The 25,398-nt window shown below is 30.7% G+C and carries 31 protein-coding genes; 14 read left to right on the forward strand and 17 right to left on the reverse strand.

Annotated features, from left to right (window positions below; genetic code table 11):
- Window positions 1–4 precede the first annotated feature (4 nt).
- The 5 genes from ACAM25_RS07765 to ACAM25_RS07785 are packed head-to-tail and all read left to right on the forward strand — an operon-like array spanning window position 5 to window position 6,096.
- Window positions 5–715 (forward strand): 60S ribosomal export protein NMD3, encoded by a 711-nt coding sequence (locus ACAM25_RS07765; RefSeq protein ID WP_369609166.1) that lies wholly within the window; start codon window positions 5–7, stop codon window positions 713–715.
- The gene (gene rnhB, locus ACAM25_RS07770) at window positions 712–1,338 is read left to right on the forward strand and encodes a ribonuclease HII (protein ID WP_369609167.1); all 627 of its coding nucleotides are present in this window, start codon (window positions 712–714) and stop codon (window positions 1,336–1,338) included. Before ACAM25_RS07765 ends, rnhB begins: the two co-directional genes overlap by 4 nt.
- Window positions 1,332–2,417, forward strand: a complete 1,086-nt coding sequence (locus tag ACAM25_RS07775) for a TGS domain-containing protein (RefSeq protein WP_369609168.1) — start codon at window positions 1,332–1,334, stop codon at window positions 2,415–2,417. Before rnhB ends, ACAM25_RS07775 begins: the two co-directional genes overlap by 7 nt.
- A 32-nt stretch (window positions 2,418–2,449) precedes the next feature.
- Window positions 2,450–4,330 carry a type II secretion system F family protein gene (locus tag ACAM25_RS07780; RefSeq protein WP_369609169.1) on the forward strand — a complete coding sequence of 627 codons (1,881 nt, stop codon included), beginning with the start codon at window positions 2,450–2,452 and terminating at the stop codon, window positions 4,328–4,330.
- Between the two features lie 41 nt (window positions 4,331–4,371).
- Window positions 4,372–6,096: a type II/IV secretion system ATPase subunit gene (locus ACAM25_RS07785; RefSeq protein ID WP_369609170.1), complete on the forward strand. Its 1,725-nt coding sequence runs from the start codon at window positions 4,372–4,374 to the stop codon at window positions 6,094–6,096.
- On the opposite strand, the gene ACAM25_RS07790 is transcribed toward ACAM25_RS07785, so the two are convergent.
- Genes ACAM25_RS07790 through ACAM25_RS07810 form a run of 5 tightly spaced genes read right to left on the reverse strand, consistent with a single transcriptional unit; the run spans window position 6,077 to window position 10,463 of the window.
- Window positions 6,077–7,333: a glycosyltransferase family 2 protein gene (locus ACAM25_RS07790; protein WP_369609171.1), complete on the reverse strand. Its 1,257-nt coding sequence runs from the start codon at window positions 7,331–7,333 to the stop codon at window positions 6,077–6,079. The genes ACAM25_RS07785 and ACAM25_RS07790 overlap by 20 nt on opposite strands.
- Window positions 7,330–7,848 carry an inorganic diphosphatase gene (gene ppa / locus ACAM25_RS07795; RefSeq protein ID WP_369609172.1) on the reverse strand — a complete coding sequence of 173 codons (519 nt, stop codon included), beginning with the start codon at window positions 7,846–7,848 and terminating at the stop codon, window positions 7,330–7,332. The genes ACAM25_RS07790 and ppa overlap by 4 nt, the downstream gene beginning before the upstream one ends.
- Window positions 7,849–7,870: 22 nt before the next feature.
- Window positions 7,871–8,410, reverse strand: a complete 540-nt coding sequence (locus ACAM25_RS07800) for an HD family hydrolase (RefSeq protein ID WP_369609173.1) — start codon at window positions 8,408–8,410, stop codon at window positions 7,871–7,873.
- 18 nt (window positions 8,411–8,428) lie between these two features.
- On the reverse strand, window positions 8,429–9,775 hold the full coding sequence (gene thiD, locus ACAM25_RS07805) for a bifunctional hydroxymethylpyrimidine kinase/phosphomethylpyrimidine kinase (RefSeq protein WP_369609174.1): 1,347 nt from the start codon (window positions 9,773–9,775) through the stop codon (window positions 8,429–8,431).
- Window positions 9,753–10,463 (reverse strand): MoaD family protein, encoded by a 711-nt coding sequence (locus ACAM25_RS07810; RefSeq protein ID WP_369609175.1) that lies wholly within the window; start codon window positions 10,461–10,463, stop codon window positions 9,753–9,755. The genes thiD and ACAM25_RS07810 overlap by 23 nt, the downstream gene beginning before the upstream one ends.
- A gap of 35 nt (window positions 10,464–10,498) precedes the next feature.
- Here ACAM25_RS07810 and ACAM25_RS07815 point away from each other — a divergent pair, with 35 nt between their 5' ends.
- On the forward strand, window positions 10,499–10,924 hold the full coding sequence (locus ACAM25_RS07815; RefSeq protein WP_369609176.1) for a hypothetical protein: 426 nt from the start codon (window positions 10,499–10,501) through the stop codon (window positions 10,922–10,924).
- Here the strand turns inward: ACAM25_RS07815 and ACAM25_RS07820 are convergent.
- A complete protein-coding gene (locus ACAM25_RS07820; RefSeq protein WP_369609177.1) occupies window positions 10,921–13,194 on the reverse strand; it encodes a 4Fe-4S dicluster domain-containing protein in 2,274 nt (757 codons plus the stop codon). The two genes, ACAM25_RS07815 and ACAM25_RS07820, sit on opposite strands and share 4 nt — an antisense overlap.
- A gap of 45 nt (window positions 13,195–13,239) precedes the next feature.
- On the opposite strand from ACAM25_RS07820, the gene ACAM25_RS07825 reads away from it, so the two are divergent.
- Together ACAM25_RS07825 and ACAM25_RS07830 are read left to right on the forward strand one after the other, a co-directional pair.
- A complete protein-coding gene (locus ACAM25_RS07825; protein ID WP_369609178.1) occupies window positions 13,240–13,995 on the forward strand; it encodes a GHMP kinase in 756 nt (251 codons plus the stop codon).
- On the forward strand, window positions 13,950–14,750 hold the full coding sequence (locus ACAM25_RS07830) for a 4-phosphopantoate--beta-alanine ligase (protein ID WP_369609179.1): 801 nt from the start codon (window positions 13,950–13,952) through the stop codon (window positions 14,748–14,750). Before ACAM25_RS07825 ends, ACAM25_RS07830 begins: the two co-directional genes overlap by 46 nt.
- Here the strand turns inward: ACAM25_RS07830 and panB are convergent.
- The gene (gene panB / locus ACAM25_RS07835; RefSeq protein ID WP_369609180.1) at window positions 14,729–15,532 is read right to left on the reverse strand and encodes a 3-methyl-2-oxobutanoate hydroxymethyltransferase; all 804 of its coding nucleotides are present in this window, start codon (window positions 15,530–15,532) and stop codon (window positions 14,729–14,731) included. The two genes, ACAM25_RS07830 and panB, sit on opposite strands and share 22 nt — an antisense overlap.
- Complete coding sequence (locus ACAM25_RS07840; RefSeq protein ID WP_369609181.1) at window positions 15,417–16,103, reverse strand: hypothetical protein; 687 nt, start codon at window positions 16,101–16,103, stop codon at window positions 15,417–15,419. The genes panB and ACAM25_RS07840 overlap by 116 nt, the downstream gene beginning before the upstream one ends.
- 54 nt (window positions 16,104–16,157) lie before the next feature.
- On the opposite strand from ACAM25_RS07840, the gene ACAM25_RS07845 reads away from it, so the two are divergent.
- From ACAM25_RS07845 to ACAM25_RS07855, 3 genes are read left to right on the forward strand one after another with little or no spacing between them, the layout of a single operon-like run.
- Complete coding sequence (locus ACAM25_RS07845; RefSeq protein ID WP_369609182.1) at window positions 16,158–16,892, forward strand: ABC transporter ATP-binding protein; 735 nt, start codon at window positions 16,158–16,160, stop codon at window positions 16,890–16,892.
- Window positions 16,885–18,060 (forward strand): ABC transporter permease, encoded by a 1,176-nt coding sequence (locus ACAM25_RS07850; RefSeq protein ID WP_369609183.1) that lies wholly within the window; start codon window positions 16,885–16,887, stop codon window positions 18,058–18,060. Before ACAM25_RS07845 ends, ACAM25_RS07850 begins: the two co-directional genes overlap by 8 nt.
- A 31-nt stretch (window positions 18,061–18,091) precedes the next feature.
- Entirely contained in the window at window positions 18,092–18,319 is a 228-nt protein-coding gene (locus ACAM25_RS07855; protein WP_369609184.1) for an Lrp/AsnC ligand binding domain-containing protein, read from the forward strand.
- A 126-nt stretch (window positions 18,320–18,445) separates the two neighbouring features.
- Here ACAM25_RS07855 and ACAM25_RS07860 read toward each other — a convergent pair whose 3' ends face one another.
- On the reverse strand, window positions 18,446–18,751 hold the full coding sequence (locus tag ACAM25_RS07860) for a hypothetical protein (protein WP_369609185.1): 306 nt from the start codon (window positions 18,749–18,751) through the stop codon (window positions 18,446–18,448).
- A 145-nt stretch (window positions 18,752–18,896) separates the two neighbouring features.
- Here ACAM25_RS07860 and ACAM25_RS07865 point away from each other — a divergent pair, with 145 nt between their 5' ends.
- Entirely contained in the window at window positions 18,897–19,073 is a 177-nt protein-coding gene (locus ACAM25_RS07865) for a ribbon-helix-helix protein, CopG family (RefSeq protein ID WP_010978515.1), read from the forward strand.
- Here the strand turns inward: ACAM25_RS07865 and ACAM25_RS07870 are convergent.
- From ACAM25_RS07870 to ACAM25_RS07895, 6 genes are all read right to left on the reverse strand, one after another.
- Entirely contained in the window at window positions 19,063–19,683 is a 621-nt protein-coding gene (locus ACAM25_RS07870) for an MBL fold metallo-hydrolase (protein ID WP_369609186.1), read from the reverse strand. The genes ACAM25_RS07865 and ACAM25_RS07870 overlap by 11 nt on opposite strands.
- Window positions 19,680–20,840 carry an isopropylmalate synthase gene (locus ACAM25_RS07875; protein ID WP_369609187.1) on the reverse strand — a complete coding sequence of 387 codons (1,161 nt, stop codon included), beginning with the start codon at window positions 20,838–20,840 and terminating at the stop codon, window positions 19,680–19,682. The genes ACAM25_RS07870 and ACAM25_RS07875 overlap by 4 nt, the downstream gene beginning before the upstream one ends.
- Before the next feature lie 20 nt (window positions 20,841–20,860).
- Entirely contained in the window at window positions 20,861–21,406 is a 546-nt protein-coding gene (locus ACAM25_RS07880; protein ID WP_369609188.1) for a 6-hydroxymethylpterin diphosphokinase MptE-like protein, read from the reverse strand.
- Window positions 21,407–21,480: 74 nt separating this feature from the next.
- Entirely contained in the window at window positions 21,481–21,675 is a 195-nt protein-coding gene (locus ACAM25_RS07885) for a hypothetical protein (protein ID WP_369609189.1), read from the reverse strand.
- Window positions 21,659–22,066: a HEPN domain-containing protein gene (locus ACAM25_RS07890; RefSeq protein WP_369609190.1), complete on the reverse strand. Its 408-nt coding sequence runs from the start codon at window positions 22,064–22,066 to the stop codon at window positions 21,659–21,661. The genes ACAM25_RS07885 and ACAM25_RS07890 overlap by 17 nt, the downstream gene beginning before the upstream one ends.
- Entirely contained in the window at window positions 22,063–22,521 is a 459-nt protein-coding gene (locus tag ACAM25_RS07895) for a hypothetical protein (protein ID WP_369609191.1), read from the reverse strand. Before ACAM25_RS07895 ends, ACAM25_RS07890 begins: the two co-directional genes overlap by 4 nt.
- Before the next feature lie 32 nt (window positions 22,522–22,553).
- Here ACAM25_RS07895 and ACAM25_RS07900 point away from each other — a divergent pair, with 32 nt between their 5' ends.
- Entirely contained in the window at window positions 22,554–23,066 is a 513-nt protein-coding gene (locus tag ACAM25_RS07900) for a hypothetical protein (protein ID WP_369609192.1), read from the forward strand.
- The gene (locus ACAM25_RS07905; RefSeq protein WP_369609193.1) at window positions 23,044–23,463 is read left to right on the forward strand and encodes a 6-pyruvoyl tetrahydropterin synthase family protein; all 420 of its coding nucleotides are present in this window, start codon (window positions 23,044–23,046) and stop codon (window positions 23,461–23,463) included. The genes ACAM25_RS07900 and ACAM25_RS07905 overlap by 23 nt, the downstream gene beginning before the upstream one ends.
- 1 nt (window position 23,464) lies before the next feature.
- Here the strand turns inward: ACAM25_RS07905 and ACAM25_RS07910 are convergent, their stop codons facing one another.
- Complete coding sequence (locus ACAM25_RS07910; protein WP_369609194.1) at window positions 23,465–23,827, reverse strand: hypothetical protein; 363 nt, start codon at window positions 23,825–23,827, stop codon at window positions 23,465–23,467.
- On the reverse strand, window positions 23,814–25,331 hold the full coding sequence (locus tag ACAM25_RS07915) for a dihydropteroate synthase-like protein (protein ID WP_369609195.1): 1,518 nt from the start codon (window positions 25,329–25,331) through the stop codon (window positions 23,814–23,816). Before ACAM25_RS07915 ends, ACAM25_RS07910 begins: the two co-directional genes overlap by 14 nt.
- Window positions 25,332–25,398 lie beyond the last annotated feature (67 nt).

The raw sequence follows: 25,398 nt of genomic DNA on the forward strand, positions 1-25,398 counted from the left end.
TATAATGACAAGAAAATTTTGTGTAGTTTGTGGAAGGGAAGATGGTGAATTTATAGGACCTTTATGTGTAGACTGTTATATAAAAACCAAGGATTTAGTTAAAATGCCTAGAAAAATACAAGGAAAATATTGTAAAATATGTGGTGCTGAATGGGCCAATGGAAAATGGATAAGAAGCAGAGATAAAACGCTTTCTCCCATAGAGTCTATTATTTATAGAGAAATTGGTAAGAATGTTGAAGTCGATCCTAATGTTGAGGAAATAAACTATCAAATAGAAAACATTTGGAAAGATGTTAATGGTCATAATTTTGTTACCATTAACGTATCTGGTAAAATAAAAGGAAAAGAATTCAGTATTTCTAAGATAGTTAATTTAGACATAGAAAAAACTATATGTTCTTCCTGTATAAAGAAAAAGTCAAGGTATTATGAAGCTATTGTGCAGTTAAGATTTAAGGAAGGAGAAATTGATTCAAAAAAGAGGACTATATTCGAATCTTTCTTCACAGACGATATAATTGATAATCTATCAGATGTTGTAGAAGGGAAAGAAGGAGTGGATTATTATTTTATTAACAAGACTATTGCAAAAAGACTTGTATCGAACTTTACCTCAATGGTGAAAGACGTTAAGATTGTAGAAAGTTATCAAAATGAAACTATCAAAAACGGTAAAAAATTTGCCAAATTAGTTATATCAGTAAGAGTATGATTGTTATTGGAATTGATGAGGCTGGAAGAGGATCATTAATAGGTCCTATGATAGTCGCTGGAGTAGCCATAGATGAAAATAAATTAAATTTTTTGAAAAAAACTGGAGTAAAAGATAGCAAGCAGTTAACTAGGAACAGAAGAAACGAGTTATTTGGAATAATTACTTTGCATGCTGAAGCATTTACTGTAGTAAAAGTATATCCAAATGAGATAGATAATGAAAATCTTAATGAATTAACTTATAAAGCAATGATAAAGATTATTCATTCCCTTATGTCATTTAATCCACGAAAGATAACTATAGACAAGGTTGGAAACACTAAAGTTGTAGAGGAAGAAATATTAAAAATGGGTGTAGAACCAAACATCGTTACAAATGCTGATGTAAACTTTGTTGAAGCGAGTGCTGCAAGTATTATTGCTAAGGTAATAAGGGATAATATTATTGATGAATTAAAACTCATTTATGGTGATTTTGGTAGCGGTTATCCAGCAGACCCTAGAACGGTTGAGTGGGTTAAAAAAGTTTATGGCTCTTATTCTTCTCCTCCTCCTATAATAAGGAGAAGTTGGAAAATTTTACAAGAGATTGCTCCCAAATATTATATTAGGAAATGGTAACAAACTTACCAGCTGAGGCAAAAGCTAAATGGCTAAAATATATGGATGCTAAAACTACTGAAGAGAAAATTAAAGCATTGCAAGAATTTCTAAGTGCAGTTCCAAAACATAAAGGAACTGAAAATTTAGTATATTGGGCTAAAAGACGGTTAGCTGAATTAAAAGAGGAAGCACAGCTAGAAAGAAAGAAGTCGTCTTCACTAGGTAAAGGGCTACAATTCTTCATAGAGAAAGAGGGGGCTGGCCAAGTTGTTCTAATAGGAAATAACGAACTTAGAAATAAGTTAATGAAAATACTGACTAATGTTAGGAGCGATCCTAAAGAGCTTCCTATCCCCGGAATGATGCAGTATCAAGATGTAAAGATACAACTAGTAAATCCTCCGCCTCTGATATTTGAAGCTAGAGCACTAGTAGGAAGAATATTAGGTTTAATAAAGAATGCTGATTCTTTACTTATTGTAGTTAATGGCAAGGAGGAATTCAATAATATAAAGGACTTCCTAGAAAATAATGGAGTATATCTTAAGAAACCTAAGGGTAAAGTAATAATAGATAGAAGCAGATATGGGAATAGTGGTATAAGGATAGTAGTTCTAGGTAAATTAGTTAATACATCAGAAGTAGAAGTTAAAAATTATCTAGAAAGTTTTGGAATAAAGAGTGCTCTAGTGAAGATTTTAGGAGAAGTTACCCTAGATGACATAGAAAAAGAAGTATTTGAAACAGCGTTTTATAAGCAAGCTGTTGTTACTACAAATGAAGCTTTCTCAGTGGATGAAGATGCAATAACAGTTGTAAGATTAAGCGAAATAGAAAAATTAAAAGAGGCTATATTTAAGTCACTTGACGTTATCAGAGTCTATACTAAAGAACCTGGAGAAAAACCAACCTTAGAGCCATTAACGGTTAAACGAGGAACTACGGTGATTGAAGTAGCTAGGAAATTGCATAATGACCTAGCTGAGAACTTTAAATATGCAAGAGTTTGGGGTAAATCAGTTAAGTTTCAAGGTCAAAAAGTAGGTGCTGATTATGTATTAGAAGACGGAGACATAGTAGAGATACATGCCAGATAAAAGCTTATATTAATAGAATTAAAATATATTTTATGGCTATTACTTCTAGTAAGAAAAAAGAACAAAATGAAAATAGTGTGAAAATTTCACAAATTGATTTATTATTTTATAAATCTCCTTTAGTCGAGCCTTTATCTAAATCTCTTGATAAGAAACTTAAGCAAGCTGGGCTTTCAGATGATCCAAAACTTTATGCTTCCAGGATACTATTTTTCTTATTATTTAGTATAATTGTAGGAATAATATTAATTTTCTTCGGTTTAATATTTATAAGAGAATTTGAAATAACTAGACTTTCTAAATACGCAGTTGTTGGAATTATGGGTCTTTTATTTGGTATAATAATCCCAGTAGTAACTTATTTAGCGTTAATATCAAATGTCTCCCAAAAAGTTGATAGTAGGAGAATCGGAATTGAGGCAGAAACTCCAGCATTTTCAGCTTTGTTCCTAGTATTCCTAAGAAGTGGCCTTTCACCGAGATTATTATTTGAAAACTTAGCTAAGACAAGAGCTTTTAATCATATGAACCAAGTCTCTAAATATATTGTAAAAAGGATTAACTTCTTAGGAGAATCAGTAGAAACAGCGATAAACAGTTCTATAAAAATTGTTCCATCTAAACTTTATGATGATTTGATGACCACTTATGTAACTGCAATAAGAACTGGTGCACCAGTTTTTGAGACAATGCAATCAAAAATTAAAGATATATTAAGGAATATGGAATTAGCAGCATCGAAAGCAGCTGACAATCTTTCAGGTGTTGGTGAAGGTTATGTAACATGGTTAGCTTCTGGTTTTATAAGCTTCTTTTTAATTCTTATATTAGAAGCAGTATTTCCTCAGTTACATGTTTTACCAATAGGACTTTTAGGAGCTTTTGCAGTCCTTGGTATTCCATTAGTTAATATTCTGTTTGTTTGGGTTGTTGATCAAACGCAATATAAGTTCCCAGAGAAGCAATTAAAAGCTGATAAAATGTTTCTAATGTTATTTCCCGTTGGTATTGTTTTAGGAATTATATTCATGATAATTTTAGAGCCAATAATAGCAAAAATTATGCATGAAACTCCAATAGCCCCAAAATTTATGTTAATAGGTTTATTTACTTTATCTGGTAATTTAAATTATATTCCAGCAACAGTTATAGGTTTAACTTTAGGTTTAATTATATCAGTGATTCCTCCTTATGTTATTGCAAGAAGAGAATTGAAAGAAGGTACAGGGTATGATATTTATGTAGCAAGATTCCTTAGGGCTATTGGTGAAGGTACTAGGGCTGGTTTATCTCCAGAAACTGTCATTAAAAATTTGAAAGATTCCAAAGAACTAGGAAAATTACAAATAATACTAAAAAGAGTTTATGCCTATATTAATTTAGGAATTCCAATAAAAGATGCTTTCAGAAAGGCTGCTGACATAATAATAGATTTCTCTACAAAAATAGCCTTTACCTCTCTTGCTGACATGATAGAGATAGGAAGTTTAACACCAGAATCAGTTGAAACTCTTGCAGATCAGCTTGATTCCCAAATAAGAATAAGGAGAGAGTACTATGCGAAAATTAAAATTTTACTCTATATGCCTTATGTAGGTTCAATTCTTGCACTAATAGCTACTATAATACTTTCGTCAGCTATAATATCTCTCTTAAGTTCAAGTAGTTTTATAACTAGTTACGGTCCTTTAGCTGCTGCTCAAGCTTTGGTACCGAGGGCAGTATATATTGCTTCATTATCATCAGTATTTAATGCTTATACTGCTGGACTATTAGTGGGAAAATTAGCTTCTGGAAGAATTGCTAATGGATATTTGCACTCTGCAATACTTCTGGTAATAACTATGATTCTAGTATTAATAACTCTTTCAATAAAGTTTTCATTTGTGTCACCAGTAGCACCTAGCCTATAAAAGCTTATATAGAAGATAATTGTAATAAAAGGTGATAGATAATGAATTTTAAACTTAATCTCTTCGGTAAATCAACTAGTAACAATAAGGCTAAAGAAACATTAGAATTAGATTTACCATATTCACTATATCCTTTATACGTTACATCAGCCTCCTTTGAAGGAGAGGTTCAAGCGGATTATGATATTGATCTAGTTTCAATTATACCAGATTATATAGCTAAAGATTTCGAGAAATATAAAATTGAACTGTCAATAGCCAAGCCTCATGTATTTATAACTTACGATGAAGAAAAGGGAATATATAGATATAATCTAGTGGAACCCCCATTGGATATTAGTACATTTAAGATTTACACAACTTTAATCTCTGAAATAGAAAGAAACTTACTCAGTAATGCTGATTACGTAGAGTTAGGCAAAATATTAGATGAATTAAGTATAAAGAGAAAAGATCTAAATGTTTTCCAGGGTAAAATAGGTGAATTTAGGCAACTTTCTACACCCTTTAAAGTATCTTTGTACTATACACTAAGAAACATGTTTGGCTACAATATAATTACACCATTATTGTTAGATACAAAAATTGAGGATATTTCTGTGAGTGGAATAAACTTACCTATATATGTCTATCATAGAGAGTTTGAATATACTCCTACAAATATAATATTTACTAAAAACATGAGTATGTTTGGTAAGATAATTGATGGTGAGCAAGTAATAGATGAATTAGTATTAAGGTTAATATCATTATCTAATAAAACGATATCAGTAGCTAATCCGATTATGGATGGTATATTGCCTAAAGGAGATAGAATAGCTGCCACTTTTAGAAGAGAAGTATCCGCTAATGGTTCATCTTTCGTAATAAGAAGATTCTCTGAAAGTCCCATAACAATATTAGACTTGATTAATTCAAAAGTCTTATCCCCTCAAGCTGCAGCCTATTTATGGTATGCGATAGATATGAAACTATCCTTTATGGTTATAGGAGTTACTGGAGCTGGTAAGACTACAGTCCTAGGATCTATATTAAATCTTGTAAAAGAGTCCATGAAGATATTAACTATTGAGGATATTCCAGAGTTAAGACTTGCACAAGATAATTGGGTCCAACTTTATGCAAGGCCTGCATATGGAGGCATGGGTAAAGAAATCACGTTAATGGACTTACTAAAGTTAGCGTTAAGATATAGACCAGATATAATAGTAGTCGGAGAGATAAGAGGTGAAGAAGCTTATGTGCTATTTCAAGCTATTTCTACTGGACATGGTGGTGCTACGACTTTCCACGCTTATGATAGTGAAAGTGCTATAAAGAGGTTGATGAATGAACCATTAAATATACCTAAAGAATGGATTCCTATGATGAATATAATCGTTACAGTTAGAAGATTACCAGTTTATGTTGGTGATAAAATACTATTAAGAAGAAGAGCTGTAGCTATCGATGAGATTGTTTCGTATAATGATTTAAGGAGAACTGTTAGATGGGATCCAGCTACCGATAGTCACATATTAGATTATGAGGCTATGCAAGTATTAAGGGCTAGAATTGAGGAAGCTGGTAAAAATTTTGACGAAGTTAAAGCTGAAATAGAGAGGAGAGCTGAATATCTAAAATTATTAGCATCAGCTAGACCTATTGTTCAAAGTAAGGAGAGTTATAAGTTATTAAAGAAATATATAATAAAGTATAGCCTAAGACCAGTAGAAGCAATGAGAGAAGTACAAGCTATGATTGGTACTAGACAACAGCTTCCATGAAAGCAAAAAGTAATAAAATAGCCGTAGGAAAAATATTTCCAAAAGTTATATTTATGTAGGAAAATATAAGTAAAATTGGTAACAGAATATTAGTATTATTTTCAGTGTTCTTTTTCTCTTTAATCTTAGGAGTAATTTTCCATTTAAAAGGCATTCTAAATAGCCCTTTTATATACCCAGAAATAGATGCATTTAAGATAGTTAGAGGTAATCTTATATCATTTACTTTCTGAGCAAAAACAACAGAGTATACAGCTAGAGATATCCCATATATCAGGATTGCTAAAAGAAATGACAAAATGGGTATTTTAAGAATAAAATCTAATGCAGAAAACAAAAGTAAAATAAATATGAAAAGTCCGTATATTCCCCATTGTTGTGCATAAAACACTCCCTCAAGTCCTATAATACCTCTTCTAATCATTTTAATAGATTCAAAAAATAGTTGAGCTGAGCCATAAGACCATCTTTGAATTTGATTATAAAGATCATTTAATGTGTAAGGTGCTAAAGAATAAACTATAACATCATCGATATATTTTATTTTGTAACCCTGCAGGAACGCTCTAATACCTAATTCTAAGTCTTCTGTTATTATATTTTCTTTCCAACCTCCAAGTTTAATCAGAATATCCTTATTTATACAAAATGCAGAACCATTAGGAAATATTGGAAGACCTAGAATATAGCGTGATTTAAATAATGAATCCATAACTTTTTCAGTAAATTCTTCATAATATTTCTGTATAATTGTTTCAGACTTATAAATTCTAATTCTATATGCAGTGATATCAAAATCATATTTTGATAATTTTTTTAAAAAATCTTTATCAACTCTTCCATCAGCATCAAGGAAAACTAAGTAATTATATTTAGCATATTTTAGTGCATAATTTAATGCTCCAGCTTTACCCCCTTTAGGATTTACTCTATTAATTATTTTTAATTTTTCACTTTCTTTAAAATCTTTATATTTTTTATTAAATAATTCTGGTGGATCATCCGAAACTATAATAATTTCATAATCATCATAATCTAGTTCGAGTAAATTATTTATTAACTCTTTTATGACGCTGACATCTTCATTCTTTTCAGCGACAATGATGCTAAATTTTTTCTTAGAATTTGTCAAAGGATAAATATTAGATGGTACTTTTCTTGTAATATAATATACTTGAAGAAAATTCCAAATTGCAGGAATTAAAGAAGAAAGGATTAGAAGTAGTGAAAAAATCATTTAGCGTTTGCCCTTTTAATAGCTTCATTTATTCTAGCTTTTGCTTCAGTTACTCCTCCCCAACCGGATATTTTAACCCATTTACCTGGTTCTAATTCCTTATAATGTTCAAAGAAGTGATTGATTTTATTCTTAACAGATTGAGGTAGGTCTATAATATCTTTTATATTAGAGTATGTAGGGTCTACTTTATCTTTAGGTACTGCAATAATTTTAGCATCTTCACCTTCTTCATCTCTCATATATAGTATCCCAATAGGTCTCACTTCTATCGCTGTTCCGGGTAATAAAGAATAATCGCTTATTACTAAAACGTCTAATGGATCACCATCTTCTTCTAGTGTGCCGGGAATAAATCCGTAATTAAAAGGATAAACCATTGAAGTGTATAACACTCTATCAACCTTTACTACTTCGGCTTCCTCATCATATTCATATTTTATATTTGATCCTAAGGGTATTTCAATAAATACATTAACCTCATCTGGTGCTTTCTTCCCTGGACCTAATTTCATCTTTCTTCAAAAAATGATTATATCAGTCGTTTATATTCTTTATCAAGTTATTGATTTCCTCACTGATAAGGCTTATTTTCTCATCTCTTAGAAATTTTTCAATCTCTTTCTCATATGTTTGAATAATTTCCTTAACATCATAACCTAGACTAGCATATCTTTTTGCTTGTAAATAAGTTGATAATCTATCACATAATTTAGCTATTTTCCCTTCTAAAGTCTTACCCTCTTTATATTCCTGAAATAACTCTTCATCAAGGCCTAGTTCATTAAAGGCTTCAACTTCAAGGTCTTCTTTTTGATTAATTCTATCAGAGGTCCATTTAGGTAAATCTCCTACAATACTTTCAGCTGAATCATGAAATAAGGCTATTACCGAAGCTCTTTCTGGATTAATCTCTATTCCCTTCTCTTTTAATTTTTTTGCAAGAAAATATGCTAATACAGCAGCTTCCCAGCTGTGTTGGGAGACAGTTTCTCCCATTGCTGGTGGTATACCTCTTTGCATCCAACCAGTTCTTACTAGGTTTTTACACCCTACTATGACTCTTTCCAAATTCATGAGTGAAAAATAAGAAAATCAGTTTATATTTTTACACACGTAGTTAAGTAAATCTATTAATGAATCTATATCTTCTGTCCAAATCCTTATCATGGCTTCTTTTCCTTTCATACCCTTATCGAAAATTACATTAGGAATGTTATGAGAAATCTCGTATACGTAATCTATTATCCATTGCATACTTTTTCCCTCAATATTATATTCTGGTTCTTTTTCTCTATCTACTTCTATTATATCTAATCCATATTTACCTAGAAGTTTGATTATATTCTCATCATACCTTATATTAATGAGTGATGTCGCCCTTTTACCTTTTTGTATTATAGCATATAATAACCTTGCAGTATGTGTAGGTTTGCCAAAAACTATAGGAAATCCTATATTGACTTTATTGTCCCAGTTTTTTACTATCCTATTCTTAAATGTAGCAATATCATTAAGGTCTTTAACATAAGAAGAAGGTATAGAATGAGCTAAATTCGATTGAACCTCTGGTATTAACTTATAAAAGTTGGCAGTAGATTGAACAAAATCAGCAAATTTATTCATATCTTCAATAACTTGGTATTTAAAAGAGTTCTTTTCCAAAAAAATTAGAGGATCAATAGGTCCTATCCCTTTTCCAATATCTAGTCCGTATTCTATTGAAACTTGAAGGATATCTCTTGCAATCCTAAATGCGTTTTCCACACTATTCCCCTTTGTAATTTCAGCAGATAGTATTGTCGAAAAAACGCTTCCAGTACCATGAGTATTCTTTTGATTTATTCTCTTATAGCCTAAAATTAGATAATTATCTTTCATAGAATTATAAAGAACATCTAAACTAAATTCCTCATTTAAATGGCCTCCCTTAATTATAACATAAGGGATGTTATATTTTTCTGAAATAATTTTAGATGCTTTTTTCGCGTCATTTATCGTATTAATCTTCATTTCTGAGAAATAAGACGCCTCTACTGCATTAGGTGTTAAAACCGAAGTTATAGGTAATATTATCCTTTTATAATCATCAACATCTTTAATTAGTTGTGTTCCATCTTTAGCAAATAAAACTGGATCAGTGACGATTATTTTTCCATCCAAGTATTTCTTTACTATTTCATATTGATCCTTATTATAAATCATACCTATTTTCACGTTATTAATATTAAAATCTTCTAGGATTACTTTCATTTGTTTTTCGAAGAATTCCTTGTTTACAACAAGTATATCTTTCACTCCAGTAGTATTTTGTGCTGTAATTGCTGTAATGACCAAAGTTCCATGAACCCCTAACATTTCATAAACTTTTATATCAGTTTCTGCTCCAGCTCCGTTTCCTGTATCAATTCCAGCTATACTAAGAGCTGTTGGTTTTCTCATTTTTTCTCACCCTTGTATTACCTGCTACAACCCAAAATTCTCCGTCATCTCTTATTTCTAATTTCCATATGCCAGTAGTGTTTTTGACCAATTCTAGGGTTTCCTCAACGGCATGTATTGCATCTTTTCTCCCTTTTCCAAGTGCCATAATGAGTAGAACGTTCTCTCCAGGTTTCATGTTGTCAATTACATGAAGAATCTTTAGATCAATTAGATCACTATATTTTTTCTTCATTTCTTCAATTATTTCGTTAAATCTTCTTCTTGTATACTCTTCGTAAGCTTCATACCTTAATTCGTAAACTTTATGCCCCTCTACAATACCTTTTACAAATCCTAAATATACTACTAGTGAACCTGCCTCAGGCGGAGCTTTTTCTCTGAACTTACGTATTTCTTCTAACAGATCGAATCTTTTTGATAGATAAAGTTCTCCTCCAGAAGGTGGGGGTAAAAATGCGATCTCATCACCTTCATGAATTTCCGAAATTCCGTTCTTACCATTAACTAATATAGTAACTTTTATACTCCCTAGCCCATTTTTAACTACTTTAAGAAATTCACTTCCATAAATAGAAGACAATTGATTAAGTAAACAATCTATGGTTTTACAATTAGTTTCTATTTCTTCAAAGTTTTTATTTGTAAAGTCTTGCAAGAAAGAGAAATATCTAATCTTTATTTTCATCTTTCTCTCCCTTTATTTAACAACAAAAATATAGTATGGATAAAGAGTTATTAAATTTCTTATTAAGTGGGGAACAACAAAAAAACTTTAAAGAAAAAGATGATAGAATGTTTGAAATATTGAATAAACTAAATGAAATTGATAGTAAATTACAATTACTACTTAAGTCAAAACCAAATAAAACATTATGTGAGCAAATATTAGAGAAGACTTATATTATAGTCTCTCACAAAGATGTGGATCCAAAGCTTAATCCTTCCTTGTTTATATTAGATTTAGACGGAGATAAGGCGTTAGTAACGTTTAAAGATACAATAGAGCTTCTTCAAATATATTTTAAGACGTATAAGGAAGAAGTAGAAATGAAATTACCAAGAAGACTAATGCCTTTATTTTCATTCTTGAAAAAGAATGGACTTATTTATTTAGATCATGAAGATAAGACATATAAGTTTATTTAAGAATAAATTATCTCCTTGAAGATTCTCTCAATCAACTTTGTAGTTATAGCTCTTTTAGCTATTTCAATTAAAGCTTTTATCATTTCTTCGCTATTGACTATATCCTTAGCTGTATACTCAAGCTTACTTGAGTTCAATATTCTTGTTTTTAACTCAGTAATGGTAGAAGTATAGTCTTGCCCTCTTAAATAATCTGCTATTAGTGATGTTTTAGATTCTAACATGCTCGGATCATTCACTACGCTATTTAGATATTTAACTATATCATTTTTCCTTTCATTATTAGAAATTTTTTGTTCAAATATATTTTTGAATTTATTTCCAACAATAGGATAAGATATTAAGACAAAATATTCTTTTCCACCTAAATTCCATAATCCAACTTTCTCAGCTATGTCATCAGCAGAAGAAAGAAGTGCCTCTGTAATTGACTCTGAAGCTAAATTAAGTAATAAATTATCTAGATCTTTTGATCCTTCTATTACTCCTGCTGTCTGTATTCCAGTATAAAACATAGAATAAACTGAAATGCTTCCAAATTTCCACGTAGAAAATGGACATATAGTTATTACATCTTTCTTTTTGTATGGCATTGGTGCTCCTTTATATGTTGTAAAATTTAATCCTGCACATTCATCATCATCTCCTCTTATCCCAAGTTTCTTCGCCCAACAACCTGCATGAACCTTTCCCTTTATGTCACCTTTAACTACCTCATATGCTAATATTCCTTTATCCCCAGAAAGATTATTGTAAACATAAAGAGCTTCTGGACATAAGAAGTATATTCCTTGAGCCCCTTTATTTTTCTTTAATTCAAAAATTTTACTTACTTTTTCTCTAGCTGCTTGAATATTTCCTCCTATAAAGTCATCAAATCCACAACAATCATTAATTATTTCAACTCTAGGAGAGAATTCAACAGGTAGGGAGTTCCCTTTATTTAAAAGATATGTTAGAAAGCCCCTAACTCCGTTTATATCATATTTTGAAGCACATCCTATAAAAAGCAAATAAAGAGGTTTATTTCTATAAGTATCCTGAAGTTTCTTTGCTAAGTTTGTTACATCTGCAGGTAAGGGTTGCAGATCAATTTTTATTCTTTCAGGAGACAGTGTGTTTATTCCTTCTGTGTTTAATTTGCTTATAGGAATATTTATTGGACAGACTTCTTCATCTTTTACACAACCGAAACAAGTCTCAAATTCTTTTTCTTCAAAGACAAGTCTTCCAATTTTACCTACGGGGCTATAAATTGGATTTTTAGTAAACTCATAAGCCTTACATGCATTTAAGCATAATCCACAATTTATACATTTTAAAGCTTCAGCATACAAACTAATAATGTTCTTATATTCTTTAGGAGATTTAACCTTTTTCTTCGCTTTATCGAGTATTTCCAAATGTAATTTATCATATTCTGAAAGGGAAGGAAAAGGGATAACATCTCTGTTCTTTTTAAGAAAAGAAGCTAAATTATCTATATCTTCAAATCTAATTCTTCCAAGAGTTATATAATACCTTTCTGGTGAATTATAATTTACTATATACCCTATAATTTTCTCGAATACTTTTAATTGTTCTAATTTAGAATAAGAGGCTACAGTAGTTCTTAGCATTACTGGGATATAATCCCTTTTAAAACTCTGAACCACAATTTTGTTAATATCGTTGATAAGTGAATAAGTGTCTATACTATTTCCAGAAATTCCTTCTAATTTGGCGTAACTAGGAGGAAGATAATATCTTTCTTTACCATCAATTATGAAGGCACTCCAAGCAAATTTACTCTCTTTTTCACTCTCAACTACTTCAGAATAATTTGCAGTCATCACTTTAGCTATATTATCATTAAGTGTATGAACTTCTTTTTTACCCTTTACGAAACCAAACTTATAACTACCAAACCCAGAACCATTTGTAGCAATAAAACCACCAACACTTCCTTGCAAATATATAGGGAAAAGGACAGGAACCCTAGAATATTTCTTAAGTTCAGTTATAAGTTCTTCAAATGTAATACCTGGTGCTACTTTAAATATAGAATAGACAGAAGAAGAATTATTTTCTTCTTCAATTATATTTCCAGAAGGTAATTTAGTAGGAGAAGGGATTAATTTGGGATTAGAGTACTTGATTATTTCTCCATTCATAGAAGTAAGTCTCCCAACAATAATTTCTTTTTCTTCTTTTATGAAGTATTTTTCTAGGTCTTTTATCTCAATTGTACTCAAAGCCCTGCTAAAAATAGATGCGTCAGTAAGTCTCATCCATCTAAATTAAAAATATAAAGTAATAAATGTTTTCCTTACTATGTGACAGATATTGAAATTATAGTTCCGATAAATATTTCTGGAATTTGGTATCCTATTTATGATTATGATATACGAAAGAGAGGATCTATTGGGCTTTCACTAGTTCTAAATCCATCTATATTAGTTATTCCTAGTAAGAAAGAAGAGTCAAAAATTATTTTTAATGGAAATGAAATACACAATTTCCCAAATTTAGAATACTTAAGAAAACTTGGAAAAATTCAATTAAATATAAAATCTGAAATTCCATTAGGTTTTGGCTATGGTATGAGTGGTGCCATAAGTTTAGCATATGCATTAGCATCTCATGAACTATATAACATAAATTTACAAGAAGCCTTAATAACAGCCCATGTAAGCGAGGTATTAAGCAATAATGGGCTAGGGGATGTAATAGCTGAATATTACGGAGGTGGATTAGTATATAGAAAAAAACCTGGAGCTCCAGGGTATGGAGAGGTAGAAAAGATTTCTGTTGATTGGGATGTTATATGTAGTAAACCAATTTCTAAAGAATCAACAGAAATCCTTATAAAAACGAAAAATGAAAACGCTTTGCGTTATATTAGTGAATTTTTGTCAAATAAAACCTTAAAAAATTTCTTCTTTCTTTCTAGAAAATTTACTGAAGAACTAGGTTTTTATTCCCCCTATCCTAACTCATTCAGAAAGAAAGGCTTAATACTTAGGTTAAAGGAATGTGATGAAGGATGGATAAAACACACACCAGCAATGAATGGAGCATCCGTTCATTAATTCCTGAAAATCATCCTAGAAGACAATCGTTAATAATAAGAGAAAAAATTGTTGATGCATTATTAGATGGTTATTTAGCTCCACAAGGTCTTATAGCTCACGGAAGAGGAGAGTGTTTTGATTATTTAATTGGAGAAAAAACACAAGATTTTGCAATAAAAGCTATGAAAGCTGCAATAGCAACTATGTTGTTAGCTAGACATCCAGTAATTTCTGTTAATGGCAATATGGCTGCATTAGTACCAGAAGAAATTGTTAAACTTGCTGAAGTTTTAAATGCTAAAATAGAAGTTAATTTATTTTATAGAACTAAACAAAGGGAAATAAAAATAGCTGAAATATTGAAAAAATATGGGGCTAAAAAAGTTTTGGGTGTAGGTGAAGACGCATCAGCAACAATTCCAGAATTATTTAGTGAAAGGAGAAGAGTTAGTCCAGAAGGTATTTATATTGCAGATGTTGTCCTTCTTGCATTAGAGGATGGAGATAGGACTGAGGCATTAGTTAAGATGGGAAAGAAAGTTATAGCTATAGATTTAAATCCTTTGTCAAGAACTGCTCAGAAAGCCAATATTACTATAGTAGATAATATAGTAAGGGCTTTTCCAAAAATGATTGAAATAGCTTATGAGCTTAAAAATGCAAACAAGGAAGATCTAGAGAAAATTGTACGAGAATATGACAATAAAAAGATACTAGCTGAAAGTATTAAATTCATTAGTGAGTATCTCAATCAACTTTCTTTAAGTTTATAATTTTCTCTACTAGGAAATTTACTTTCTTTAACATCAATAATATAATCTTCTATGGCTTTTCTAATTATTTCCTTCAGATCGACATACTTCTTAGCAAAATAGGGAGAGAAGTCGGATAACCCTAAAAGATCATGAATAACCAATATTTGCCCGTCACAATATGGCCCGGCACCTATGCATATTGTAGGAATACTAACACTTTCAGTAATTTTCTTCGCTACATCTGCATAAGTATTCTCAATTACTATGGCGAAAACTCCTACTTCTTCTAATGCTTTTGCATCTCTAATTAATTGTTCTTCTTCTTTTTCTCTTTTCCCTAAAATTCTAAATCCTCCTATCCTTAAAAATCTTTGAGGAGTTAAACCTATATGTCCCATTACTGGTATGCCAGCCCTAATAATGCCTTTAATCACATCTACCATTTCTTCTCCTCCTTCTAATTTTACCGCATCCGCACCATGTCTGGCAAGTATTCCAGCGTTTCTTATTCCATCCTTTACCGACGTTTCATAGCTCAAAAAAGGCATATCTGCAACTACAAGTTGTGGAGGATTCGCTTTTACCACGGCATCTAGATGTATAAGCATTTCTTTCATTGTTACTTTTAACGTATTCTCTTTTCCCAAAACAACCATTCCTAAAGAATCTCCAACTAAGATCCCGTCAAGACTTGTCTGAGAAATAATTTTCGCTATAGGGTAATCGTATGCTGTTAACATCGTGATTTTCTCCTTCTTTTCCTTTTTCTTCAGAAAGTCCCTTATTGTAGCCTTTGCCATACACTTTCCTAGCTATAATTGATGCTAAGGTTAATATTCTCTTAACTTTATCAGCTATAACTAGTGTTTCTTCATACTGTGAAGCTTCTTCATAAATCTCAGCAAGTTTTGATAATTCATCAAATACCATCAATCTGAAAGTCTTTTTATCTACTTCAGTTAACACAGTTTTCTTTGACATTAATTCTAACTTTCTTTCAATTTTCTGAGGTTCAAGAGAATAAAATTTAATTTTTATCAATTCTACCCTAGGGTCATTTTCTTTATTCTCGTTTATAACGTTCTCAACTTGTTCCTTATCAATAAATTTCCACCAGTGTTGGTTATTACTTTTATACGTTGTCTCTATTATTCCGTAGTCTTTTTCTAATGCACGTAAAATCATTTTAGGATCAAATGAGTATCCTAGATCTTGTAATTTTTGAACAATATCCTTATAGCTGAAATCCCCTAACTCATTCTTCTCGTTCTCATATGAACAATCTAAAGCTGTTTGCAGGACTATCCTTCCTCTATCACCAAACTTCAATAAGAACTCTACAGTTCTGTCACTAACACTACCATTTACCACATTTTATTTTATTCGAATGCTTTTTTATTCTAATATTTCGAAAATCATGGTATAATGAGTGAAGAAATTGCCGTGAGTGTTATTAATCTTAAAAAGAGATTTGGTAATTTCGAAGCATTAAAAAACATAACTTTCACTGTGAAAAAAGGTGAAGTATTTGGCCTTATTGGTCCTAATGGGGCTGGCAAAACTACAACACTTAGAGTAATTGCTGGCATAATTAGAAAATATGAGGGAAAAGTTGAGGTATTTAACTTATCTCCAGTAGAAGCTAAGAATAAAGGTTATATATCGTATATGCCTGAAGATGCCTTTCCTTATGAGAAGTTAACCGGTATTGAAAATCTTAGATTCTTTGCTGAATTATATGCTAGTGGTGATAAAAAGAAAATCGAAGAATTCGTTGAATTAGGTATTAAAATTGCAAATTTAGGGGATAAGATATATGAGCAAACTTCAACTTACAGCAGAGGAATGAAAAGAAGGCTCATCATTGCTAGGACTCTAATGGTTATGCCTAAATTAGCGATTTTAGATGAACCAACATCGGCTTTAGACGTGGAGTCTGCTGTAAGAGTAAGGAATATCATCGTAGATATGGCTAAAAAATATGGAATAACTATAATTCTTTCTTCTCATAACATGTTAGAAGTTCAATATATGTGCGATAATGTTGCAATGGTAAATGATGGAAAAATAGTAATTACTGGAAGTCCTAAAAATATCATAAATACTTTAAGAGTAAGTAATCTTGAAGAGGCTTTTATAAAGGTGATCTCAAATGCTTAAAACATTTCTAATGAAAGAGATAACTGAGATAAAGAGAGACAAAAAGTTATTACTTTCAACTATCTTATTACCTTTTATACTTCTCCCCCTTATCGGCATAATTCTATATGCATCAGTGGCTGCACAACCTCCAGTTATCGCTATACTAAATAACAATACTGCAAATACACCCTATGTGAATATAGTTGCCAATTATATTAGACAAAATGGAGGAGTAGTTGTTACAAATTCAACACAAGACGCAGATATAGTAATAGTTTTTCCTAGTAATTTTTATCAGAATGTAAGTAATATATCCAGACAAGCTTTTGTGTATTTTTATGTTCTAATTTCTTCTAATCAAAACGCTGAAAACCTAGCAGATAATGCTTTATATAAACTGTTACTGAACATTTCTGATCAAAGAATAGATTATCTGAAAAGCTTAGCTCATGTTAATGTTTCTTCTTCCTCAGTAAGAGATCCTATCTATATAGTTTTAGGTTATAGATCGATAACTGGAAAAGCAGTTTCTGCTGGAGTTAGCCAATTGGCTAGTTTTGCTAGGATTATAGCTTTAATATTATTCCCAAGTGCGACACCAGTAGTATTTTATTTACTAGAAGGGATTACTGGAGAAAGAGAAAGAAAAACATTAGAATCCTTACTTGCAACTCCATTATCTGTAAGGTCTTTCATAATTTCAAAATTAGCAGTAGCCTCAATTTTAGGTATTTTTTCATCCTTAGGAGATATAATAGGGACATTATTTTTCATAACAATCTCTTCATACGCATTTAACATAACAATTTCGCTTACTCTTTCGTTACTAGTGATTATATTTTTTGTATATTTAATCTCAATATTTTTAACAGGGGCATTAAGCTTAATATTTCTATTTATTCTAGGTGGATCTACAAGAAATATACAGGTGATTAATTTCATAATAATATCGTTTGGAATGATAGCCTCATTTGTAGCACTCTTTATAAATCCTAGCCAATTAACATTTCCATTGTTATTAATCTATGGTATCCCTTATGTTCAATTAAGTCTTGGGTTACTCCTATATGTATTCGGATCAATACAAGAATCCATATTCTCTTTATTAATAACATTTATTGTCTCTGTATTCCTAATTTTAGTAATCTCTAAGTACTTTAATTCCGAAAGGCTTCTCTTAAAATAAAAAATATATTTTTGAACACCAATTATATCTTATGCCAGTAAAAGCATATATTCTAGTTGTGACTGCAGTAGGAAAGGAAACAGATGTTGCTAATTCAATAAGAAAAATTAATGGAGTAAAAGAAGCAAACTCAGTATATGGAGAATACGATGTTGTAGCAGAAATCTTAGCTGAGAGCTTAGATGAACTTAATAAAATAATATCTCAGATAAGAAGAGATCCTTCTATTTTAAGGACAGTAACCTTAATAGTAATGTAATCAGAACGAGGAATTTTTTCCTCATTTTTTAATCAGTACGTCCCTACTACATCATAATAATAAAGGTGACCCTCCTATGCTCATTTAGCTCCCGGGACACGGGAGCATAATCACATAGGCCCAAAATTAACTCTTTTCTTCCTTATTTATAACTTCTACTTCTTCTTCTTCGCTTTCTTTCTCTAACAATTTTTGAACTAATTCTTCCACTAACGTATCAAGCTGAGCTACTTTTGCTTCAAGATAAGCGACACTTTCTTCTAATTTTTCGTATCTATCCTCTGTTTCTTCTTTTTTCTTGTTTTCCTTTTCCTCCAATCCTTGTCTAATGTAAAACTTTACTAAATCTGTTATTTGTACTCCTAAGTCCTCAGCTTTTCTTTTAAGTTCTTCATAAAGTGATTCTGGTAATGACAAATGTATAGTAGGCAATGTGTATACTCCTCATGATAAAAATATATTATTACTAATATATTAATCTTCATCATAATATACTCCTCTTGTAAGCAGAAGATGGAAATACCGCTCCAGAAAATACTTAAACCTTAGTATGAAGAATAATAATATCGGATAAAAGATGAGAGTTGTAACATTTAAAGTGGAAGAAGATTTACTGGAATTATTAGACAGATACGCAATAAGATACGGTTTAAATAGAAGTGAAGCTATTAGGAAAGCTATTGAAAGCTTAGTAAAAACAGAAATAGATAAGGAAACTGTGCCAGTAGCAAAAGTAGAGAAAGTTAGACTTTAAAAATAATAACTGTTCCCTTTTCTAAAGTACTTTCATCAACTTCTTTTTCCTTTATCTCTACTATTTTTCTATTTATCTTGTTTAAGAATGGTTCAATAGGATCTAAAGGCATTAAATGCCCTTTAATCCAATAATGCATTGGTATAACAATTTTTGGACTAACTCTGTTTATTATCTCTATTGCTTCATTAGCATTTATTGTTATGACTCCTCCTACTGGGATCATTAATAAATCTGGATTTTTTATTTTTTCAATAATTTCATCAGAAGGAATATGACCAATGTCACCCATATGAACTATTGTTTTTCCCTTTGAGTCTGTGACTTTGTAAATTGCCGTTTCTCCTCTTCTCTTTCCTTTTTCTTTATCATGATAAGCTTTAATTCCTTCAATAATATAGGAATCATAACTTATTTCTCCATACTGTTTAATTTTTACTTCTTTATGTGGAATGATTTCATAAGCATTATGATCATAATGATTATGAGTAATAAGGATTAAATCAGCCTTAACATCTGGTCTAGGTAATCCTATACTTCCACCATCATGAGGATCAAATAGTATAGTATTATCTAGAAGAAAAGAGGAATGATATAAAAACTTAATCATACTTTTATTTTCTTACTACTAACTTTAATAGCTATCTCTTTAGCTGTCTCTACTGACACTTTTTGTCCATTCTCAGCAAGTCTCTTTATTTCATTCAATACTTCTCTTAATTCAGCTTCATCTAAGTAAATCCCTTGGTCTTCTAATAATTTCTTTAGTCCATGAATACCACTATGTTTTCCTAATGCGAGCCTTCTAAAGTTGCCCACTTCTTCTGGGGAAATAGGTTCATATGTTAATGGGTTTTCAATTACACCGTGAACATGAATACCAGATTCATGGCCAAAAGCATTATCTCCTACTATTGCTTTAAAGTAAGGTACCGGAACTCCAGTTAATTCAGATACCAATCTACTCGTTTCATATAATTTGTATGTCTTAACGTTAACTTCATAACCTAATAATTTCTTTAAAGCCATTACAACTTCTTCTAATGCAGCATTTCCAGCTCTTTCTCCAATTCCATTAACTGTTACGTGAACTTGCCTAGCTCCAGCCATTACACCAGCGATAGAATTGGCGGTTGCTAAGCCAAAATCATTATGGCAATGCACACTAACTATTTTATCTTTAGTAACACTTACAACGTCCTTTATAAGGTCATAGAATTTAAATGGATGCATTACTCCTACAGTATCTGGGATATTTATTCTATCTGCACCAGCTTCTATTGCTGTACTTACAGCTTTTAATAGAAATTCTTTATCAGTTCTAGTCGCATCTTCTGGTGAATATTCTACTATAAGTCCATGATCTTTAGCATATCTAACAGATTCATAAATTCTATCTAAAACTTGTTCCCTTGTCATTTTTAATTTATATTGTAAATGAATGTCTGATGTTGCGATAAAAATATGAATACTAGATATACCAGAATCTATTGTTTTATCAATATCTTGCTTATTAGCCCTTGATAATCCTATTACTTCTACTTGATCTCCAACTTCATCTAATATTCTCTTTGTAGCTTCAAACTCTCCTTCCGATGCTGCTGGAAATCCAGCTTCTATTACGTCAACTCCTAACTCTGCTAGTTTCCTAGCTATTTTTACTTTCTGATCTATCGTCAAGTCTATTCCTGGAGCCTGCTCACCATCCCTTAGGGTTGTATCAAATATTCTAACTTTTTTGGAATTAACCGAGAATTGACATCCCAAAATATCTGTTGCTTAAAAAATTATAAATCTTTGCTTAAAACTTGTTCAATTATTTGCTTCGCTATTTTCAGTTTGTTTTTCTTTATCCAGCTTGCAGGTAAATTTTGTTTATAATAAGGTTTAGAATATCTTCCTACAATACCCGAAGTAAAATCCATCCCATAAAGGTGAATTTCCTTTGCATCAAATAATAATGCTATAATTACAGCCCTATCTCCATCAGTAAATCCACCAAATAAATGTAATTTTCCAAATGGATATACTTGTACTGAACCGATAACTTTGCTCATGTAATTGATCTTATATAATTTATCAATATTGTTTCCATGAGCATGAACCACATATATGGAATCTCTCGGGTAAACATTTATTCCATCCAAATCTGTTATTACAATGTCTGGAGAGATACCTTTCTCAAAAAGATAATTTGTAGCACCATCAGCTGATATTATAATATCTTCATTTAATTCGTTTATCTCTTCTATATTCGGACCAGCACCAATAATTGCAACTTTTTTATTTCTGATTATATTTAACTCTTCAACTAAATCATCTTTAAGTTTCATGTTTAATAATAAAGCCGAATAGTAGTCATCTTTTTCAGAATATCCAAAAATTCCTCTAATTTTCGAATATAGATTTAACCAGTAGAAAGGATCTTGAAATATATTATATCACCTTCATCTTTGATTATATTTATTTTAAAATTTTCTTTTATATACTGAAAAAAGGGATTATTTTTAGATATTTTATATATTATTCTTTCATTTGGAAACAAAGCATCAATAACGTCAGATCCACAAATGTCCTTATCCAAATCAACTATGAAACTCATCAAATACACTATTAGCTAGTTCAAATATTTCTTCTAATTCCTTAATTAATCCCTTTGCTTCAAAATTCCTTATGAGTACACTATCTTTAAAAGACGCTTCATCAATTAAGGTTAATGGGTAAAGTCTCTGTTCAAGAAGTTGTAATTTTCTTACAAGAGTAAGTTCTTTTTCAGATAATTTATATAGAATAATGTTTAATCTCTGAGCATTATGAGGAGAAATTGAATAAAATCCATAAAGAGCTAGAATAGCTTTACTTAAATTTTCTATGAAAGAATACGCATTATCTATGGTTCCTAAAAGGTCACCTTCTTCTAATGAACTCTTAGCTTGTTTAAGTAATCTGAATGATTTACTCAAATATTCAGAAGCTAATGCACTATTATTCATACTTCTATCACTTCTCCTTTATTAATATCTGCTATTTTAACTACTCCACTTACTATTTGAGCGTTTATCTTTTTTCTTTCGTTTTCTATTATTTTTTCTCTATCGAATAATATCTTACCTTTGCTTAATAAATAAAGAATAATAGGATTATGAAATTCAATTTCGGTAGGATCTATAACTATGAAGTACAAAAGAGGTCGATGTCCATACTTTTTAACGTACTCAAAATAAACGTCAGTTGGTTCGATTTTCTTAGTAAAATATTCAGCTATTTCTTGTCTTGCATAGAACGAGATTTTATGTGTCTTATCTAAAACAACTAAGACAAGAAGTGGTTTTTCCTCATCTAATGAATCTATTGCCTCTCCTCCAATAACAATTCCCTTTAGTATATTTCCATAGTGCAAAAGAGTTCCTTCAGCATACTCTTCAATAATGCTTAACAAAGACTTCATGCTTATTACTTACAAATGCAAAACTTAAGTTTGTGTATGAATTGATAAATGAATACTTGAATTATGCTCCCTACGAGACTTTACCTATCCTAGAATTAAGAATACCTTGTAGCACTGAATGCATTACAAAATCTAAATATAAGGAGTTATTACAAATAGAATCATTTAAGTCACAATTAGAAGTCGTAGATAGTTTAAAAGATCTGATTAATTATAAGATTAGTAATTTGCTGGAGGAAATTTCAGTAAAAATAAAAAATCTAGAAAATATTAACATTGGAAATCTAGCTTATTCTATCTATAAAATTATAGAGTTCGGCGGAGACTATCAGATTGGCTATGATACTATTAAATATGAAGATAAACTTATTTTTACGGGAAATTTTAATGAAATAATGAATTTAAATAAAAAAATTGAAAAAATTTTATCCGATCAAAATGTTAAATCTATATGTGACGAGATTAAATACTTAGTAGAATCCTTATGGGAGCATTTTGATAAAAATATAAGGAGGTCATTAAATGAAAGTCAAAGTAGGGCTTGAAGGATTTTCGTTCGATTCTGCACATTATACACTATCATCTGAAGGAAATCAACAAATTCATGGTCATACGTATAGAGTAAACGTCGAAATTGAAGGAGATTCAATAGATGAGAATACGGGATTTGTCATAGATTTTGATATAATAAAGAAAATAGTAGCTGAAATAATTAGAGATTGGGATCACAAACTTATAGTTCCAAATGAAGATTATGACAATATTTACTTTAAGGGCCCATTTAAATTAGAAATAAAGAGAATCCCCTATAGATATCCGACTGCAGAATACATCGGTTTAGATATAGCTAAATCAATTTATGAGAAGTTAAACCGAAAATATAAGGTAACTGTAAAAATATATGAAGGAGAAGGTAACTATGCAATTATAGAATATCCTTGAGTTATTTTATTATAAAACGTAATCCAACATTATCAACAAATCTACTGTCTTTTTCCTTGTTTTTTATAAAACATATAGTTCCGTTATCAAAAGTATAACAGTTATATGGATTTTCAAGAAATCTATTTATTTCAAACTCTATTCCTTTATCGCTTTCTTTAAAATAGCCTTCTAATTCAATTCTCTTAAAAATTGAGTTCTTGCTTATTACTATGCCACCATATATGATAGCAAAACACTCTGCCATATTTTTTCCATCACAAGCTTCTTCTACATCAAAAGTCTCCTTAAGTTTTTCAAGAAAATCATCTTCAGTCTCTAGGGGAAAAGTAGAAATATAAAGCGTTATATCATTTTTTTTCATTTTTACTATCCTTGGGTGGGATGTTATAATATCCACGTTTAAAGAGGGGTTCATCTTGTATATAATTTTTATCTATTTTTAGTGCTATTTCAGCCTTTGCTAATTCATATCCTATGTAAAGTGCATGCTCATTATTTATGTCTTTGACTTGTTCAAGTAATTTTCTTCCAATGCTTAATCCGTCTAAACCAGATATCTTAACTCTTTCTTTTCCTATCCATTCTAAGTATATTTTATCATCAACTTTAATTCTTACATATCCTTTATCCATCCTTTTAGGTTCAATATGCTCATTTATCTCAAAGTACTTTTCCTTTTCTTCTATTTTGTCTTTTACTTTCTTTTTGTCTTTTAATATGAGAAGATCTATTCCCAAGTCTTTAGGTAGACTTTTCTCTTTCAAAGCAATACTTATCATCTTAGTTGCTGTATTAACTTCATAAGAGCTCCATCTTGTTTTATTATGATCCATAATTAGTAAGTTTCCAACACCTAGTTCTCCAGCTATAGAAGTTAAAAGTGCGTTTACACCTACACTATCTGCATCAATTAACTCTGTTGCATTAAGAATACCCATTAGCATTGGTGCATCAGTTAACTCTCTTAATTTCTTATACTCTATAATACTGTTGACTAAGCCTACAATTGGGGGCGAAAGAATAGGATCTAATATTAGTTTTTCAAATCCTTTCTCTACAGCTTTCTTATATATTTGTAATGTAACCTCAGCCCTATTTTCTATGGATAAAGGGGCAATCACGAATGCATGATTCTTAATTACGTCTAATTTCTCTATGTTCTCTTCATTCAAATTAAATATAAAATCAGCACCACTCTTTGCCCCTTCTATTAGCTCTTTTGTGGAAGAGGAATCAATTCCAACAATATAACCTTCATCTTTAAGTTTTATTATCTTATTTTTTACTTCATCAATATCTTCATGTCCGTTTGGGAATCCAAGAACTATCACATTAACATAACTTGAGACCCTTTTTGCTTCACTAAGAATGAAATTTACATCTTTGCTAGCATTTATTTCAATAAATATTCTAAAAGGTGGAGGATATCTAGGGATTTTTAAACCATCTATTTCAAAAGCATAATTTCCTTCTTTTTCTATTTCATCTAATTTTTCATCAATATTCTTTAGTTTTTCCTTACCTAATATCTGGTCAGCAGGGAGAACATATGATAAGGATAAACCTTTTAGCAACGCATCAACAGCTAAAGGAATATCTCTATAATCCTCTGTTCCTTTAAAAGTTTTAACCTTAGTTACTTCTTCTATCTTTTTTGCATCGCCACTTACTAAACCTGGAATTAATATATAATCATATTCGCTCAACGTTAGCTCCTTAAGCTTTTCAGCAATATAATCTACAGTCATAAGAGAAGCAATGGGATAATTTAATACTAACACATCAGCTTCAACATTTTTTAATTGCTTAGCTATTTCTTTCACATTATCTGACGCTAGTCTACCTGTTATGAGTAATATTTTCACATTTAACTATATCTATTCTAGGATTAAAAATACGTTATTAGAAACTCTTTTATTTACTCTGTCATTA

It is taken from the genome of Sulfurisphaera javensis, from assembly GCF_041154675.1.
GTDB classification, from domain to species: domain Archaea; phylum Thermoproteota; class Thermoprotei_A; order Sulfolobales; family Sulfolobaceae; genus Sulfurisphaera; species Sulfurisphaera javensis.